General features: G+C 47.3%; 2 protein-coding genes and 1 pseudogene. All 3 read right to left on the bottom strand.

All coding sequences use genetic code 11. The annotated features are described in order from the left end of the window. Nucleotides 1-310: 310 nt before the first annotated feature. Entirely contained in the window at nt 311-1,438 is a 1,128-nt protein-coding gene (locus tag ABZT49_RS01460; RefSeq protein ID WP_355282075.1) for an FAD-dependent oxidoreductase, read from the bottom strand. 35 nt (nt 1,439-1,473) lie between these two features. Continuing rightward, entirely contained in the window at nt 1,474-2,670 is a 1,197-nt protein-coding gene (locus tag ABZT49_RS01465; protein WP_355282077.1) for a glycosyltransferase family 61 protein, read from the bottom strand. Between the two features lie 1,967 nt (nt 2,671-4,637). Next, nucleotides 4,638-4,734: pseudogene (locus ABZT49_RS01475) on the bottom strand (IS630 family transposase); the annotation flags it as partial. Nucleotides 4,735-4,837: the final 103 nt, after the last annotated feature.

The raw sequence follows: 4,837 nt of genomic DNA on the forward strand, positions 1-4,837 counted from the left end.
GGCGGAACTCCGCCGGGTACGGGGGACGGGTTCTCGGCATGGCAAAAACACCTCACGCAAAAGCGTTCTCGGTGTCCACCGAGCCGGGGCAATCCCACATCGTTGAAATTTCCGTTGTGTGCTTGGTGGCTCACAAAGGGAAGCTTCTTCGATGGACACTCCAAGAAACGTCAAACTGCTAATGCCACCCCGGCAAAGTCGGGGGTTTTCCTGTTTATAATAAAACTTACTCAGACATAGATCATCATGAAACTTTGGCGCATTAGCTTGTAATGCCCAGCATCCAAGCGCGCACCAAAGTTCAAAGATTTTATTGGGCCTGATTAGAGAGCCACTTTTTTGCGCCAATCAATGATTGATTGATTACCTGATGCATATCAAGATACTGATACGTACCACACCGTCCAATGAAATTCATATTTGGTAATTTTTCGGCCAACTCGGCATACTTCTTGTAGATCTTTTGGAAACGCATATCCGCAGTTTTAACCGGATAGTATCGCTCGAAAGCATTGTCTTTGTAATCACAGGGCTCCTCGAGCGTGTGTGAGTAGCCAGCAGATCTGGACTCGCGGTGATGTGGCAGCAAATACCAAGCTGTTTCACGTGTGAATTTTCCATCGTCAGTAAAATTGATAACCGAAGAATTCCAGTCTGCCGCCGTCACGAGCGATCTATGGTGAAATTTAATTGAGCGATAAGGAAGCTCACCCATTTCAAAGTCAAAATATACATCTATTGGCATTGAATTGAAACAATGCCCATAATCTATAAGCATAGACTTATTGAATTGTTGATTTAATATAATTTTAATATTATCATGGTCAAATATATTTTCGAATACACTCGTGTAACCTTTCACAGGCATAATCTGGAACTTGTCGTTCGGGAAATAACGATCTTCATCGTCATGACGAATCTGGACACGACTGACGACTGATATGTCAACCTGCTCCAGATCCATTAACCACATTTTCTTCGTATAAGGCCGAAAAAATAGATCTGTCAGAGTGGACCCAATCTTCGAGTACAAGTATTCCGCAGCGTTACCCGGACTATCACAAGGAATTGCGAGATGCTGGAGGAACTTGTCGACCTCTTGCTCGTTAGCAAGAGCCTCCCCAAAAACCGTATTGATTGTTGTACGGTTGACCGGCAGTGGAGCCAATCGCCCGTCCTTTAACAATGCTTCGACGCGATGTTCATATTGAGTCCATTCGCCAAATTGCCTTACCCATTTTACGACCTCCTCATTGTTTGTGTGGAACAGATGTGGTCCGTACCGGTGGACGCGGTTACCGTTCTGATCGATTTCGTCATACGCATTACCTCCAATGTGGGATCTGCTATCAATGACAGTAACTTTATGACCAGCCTCCGCCAACGTCCGGGCATAAGAAGCGCCTGCAAAACCAGCGCCAACAACTAGCAAGTTCATTCTAGTCATTCCTTTTTTTGATTTATTGATCTTTTTCAGCTCTGCGTCCGCGCATTGTGGATTGCAGTCCTCAGGTGCTCAATATCAATTTCACCATTCTTCTGGTGTACGCGGACAGCGTCATGACCACAGGCGGCTGCGAGCGCAAGAATAGAATCCCAAAGGTGACCTTCGTAAGCCAATTCGATCAACGTCGCGGGCTTTTTTGTGTAGATACAGTTTGTAAGGCCCGATCCATGCATGCCAACAATTATATCGGCATTATAGAAATGATCGAAAACAACTTGTGGGTCCATGCCTTGTATCAGAATGAATTCAAAACCTTCATCCCTGAGTATATCTTCTACCTCATTTATATTGGCAGCCTCACGTGAGTTAACATCCTTCCGGGATATATATACGAGACGCCCGGATCCTCGCGAGGTATATTTTGCATTCGCGAATATTTTTTCACGCATGTAACTTACAGCACGCTGTGATATTCCACCATCACCTAAGTGCATCAGTCGATTAGATGTATAGCAACTAGGAACGTATAAAGAGCTGTTCGGTCGAATCTGAACGACACTGCCAGCTGAGCCTATTGTCTTTTCAAGGAGCCATTGCATTCCTGGATATCGAACAACGTGCCGCTCGTAGCTGCAGAAGATAGGAACAAGCTTTCTCCCGAAATGCGAACAAAGATAGTCATAAACTACAGCTTGGATTATAGTATCATGCAAAAAATGGCCAAAACTTGCAGTGCCAATGATTGAATGAAATAAGAAATACATTTGATCTTGGGGCAAATCCACCCGACCAGCCGGCAATTTTAAAGCAACGTTTTCAAGTTTTGTATCAAATGCTTCAACAAAGTCGAAGTCATATCCTTCGCCAGTTTCTAGCCACCTTCCGGACATGTGCCTGACGTGTTCAGTGACATATCCTTCATCTAGAAGAACTGTTTGGTCGCTGAGCACTAATGCTCCATGGAGATCGATGATTGATACATCCATGTCCTCAACGATGGCCCCCTCAAAGCTCAACGGCTTTTCAGCGGCTTCGTACAGCTGCTCACAACGCCCCGTCTGAACAAAGGCATCACGATATAATAAACGAGCTCGAACACATTGAGGATTTGCCCAAATCTTTTCCTCATTACACAAATTTAGGAATTTTCGGAGACGGTCCCTTCTACCTTCATTTGCTGTCGAAGCAAATTCTTGTGTCAGCCGTGCAATCGCGCCGCTCATATCGAGTGATCTCGAGGACATCACCTAGGATCTCCGTATCCTACATTGACTGTATTGCTATAGTTCGCTGGTCGCATTACGCCTTATTCCATACTATGCCTGATCTGCGCGTGAACCTCTCATGGCGGAGCTTGAGATGCCAAACCACCGGAGCTGAGCCCAACGGCTCTCGACCCAGGATCTGGTGTAGCTTTAGCTTATAAGCGGCGCGCAACTGAGGGCAAGGACCGGACGCGCGCCACCTCAGTGCGCCGCTTGCTCTCGCTGTGGAATCCGACATCCTGAGCCTGTCTAAGTATCGGGTGGGTTCGTCAAGTGCGATTTGGCCCGACACGCGATCCGAAATGCCATGCATACCGGCACGGCGGCTTCCGTGGCATCCATAAGGTAGGCCCGCTTCGGCACTTTGGTACGGTTTCTGATCCATAGCCCGCCGCCACTGCCGAGATTAGCCTTGCCCCAATCCCGGACGAGGACGGTGGTAGCGAAGGCCGAGATAACGCGTTGGCCCGAACGCCCGGCATGGGCCATGCTGCTCCTTATGAATGCGCTCGGCACCGCTGCCAATGCGCGGTCATCACCCAGGCGGCCGGAGCCTTGACGCCTTTATAGGCGCCCAAGATCGCCAGCTTGGCTTCGCGAAGGTCAATCATGGCACCGCTCACGGGAGCCTGATTTACGGGCGCAGAGAGTTAGGCTTGCAGTTTTAGCCGGAATGATCGAGATTGAGCCAGTTATAGTCTTGACAACCCCTGTCACATCAATATATTGGCCATGAGGAAGATGACTATCTTTAAGAATCGATTTCAAACGTTATATGTAAAATCAAGTAGAAGCGCTGTCCTTCGCCACTATCAAGAATATTGAGCTGCAATCGAACATCCTTTTTCTAAATACAAAAGGGAATCATATGCACCTCCGACTAACATCAGAAATCATCGTATTTCTTCATAAGTCGAAATTGATTTTTACAGAGAGCGGCGCTATGCGGTTTGCTGAGGGAGAAGTAATAAATTTTTCGGATGATTTGAGAGCCGAGGCGTACGCCGCTGTCTTTAGCGGCCACTCATTGGCAAGCATTGGCAGTTTCAGCTATTCCTTCAGCCCTCTCCCCGAAGATTTGCAAATAGGTCGATATTTTTCCATATCTTGGATCCTCACGGTCATGCATGGCAATCACCCTTTATAGTTCATTTCTACATCCTCTTTCGCCTACGACAGAAATATCGTAATTTTTTTTCGACCATCTCGCTAACGGTGATTTAAATCGTTACCCGTCTTACCAAAGTCGTCCAAATCTCCCTAACCCGCCAATAATAGGTAATGACGTGTGGATTTACCAAAATTTCATGCTGGCACGTGGTATTGAACTTGGTCATAGCTCGGTCGTAGCGGTCGTTTCGGTGCTCAAGAAGAATACTCTATCCTACGCTATTGTTGGAGAAAATCCAGCTCGACTTGTTCGAATGCGCTTCGAGGATAAATTAAATAATCGAATACTTAGTTCTGATTGATCGCGCTTTGCGTTTTTCGATTTTGGCCATATATGCTACGACAATGTTGACCATCTTCTAGCATAGTTGAGCCAAACAGATACCGACGGAATTAATAAGCCATATTGTTCTGAAATAGTAGCCGCTGATATGTTGAAGAAACTATCGAATTAGCTGCTATAATATATTTAGCGTTACAAATATAAATGCGATAAAAGACGAAAGATGCTGTCGTCGGTCGGTGTTGACCTCCTCAATGGGATAGGTGGTCACGATGACAAGCATGCGTGCGAAGGTTGCGCGACCGCGAGACCAACTGTTGTCAGTGCCTACCGCTGCCCCTTAGAGCATTTACCGTTCAGTTAGAAATGGCAAGGCTTATGGGTCATCCTGCATCGCAACCTGCTGCTGCAATGATGCGGCGGCATTCACGAGGCTTGAAGTAGCGTGAGATGTGCTGGACGGCCCGGTTCAGAGCCTCCTCGCTGCGCGCGGCCGCCTTGCGCAGCAGCGCCTTGATCTTGGCAAAGACCTGCTCGATCGGATTGACGTCGGGCAAGTAGGCTGGAACTGGGATTGGGATTGCCCCGTTTCTGATACTGCTGACGAATCCATCGGTCTGGTTAGCTCGTTGATGTGGCAGCGCAATCCGATGCTCGCGGAGGCTCGTCATG

The organism is Methylobacterium sp. EM32 (assembly GCF_040593685.1).
Lineage (GTDB): Bacteria > Pseudomonadota > Alphaproteobacteria > Rhizobiales > Beijerinckiaceae > Methylobacterium.

Excerpts from the sequence above, each read along its gene's own strand:
- ABZT49_RS01465 (WP_355282077.1), bottom strand. The coding sequence starts at position 2,670 with ATGAGCGGCGCGATTGCACGGCTGACACAAGAATTTGCTTCGACAGCA.
- ABZT49_RS01460 (WP_355282075.1), bottom strand. The coding sequence starts at position 1,438 with ATGAACTTGCTAGTTGTTGGCGCTGGTTTTGCAGGCGCTTCTTATGCC.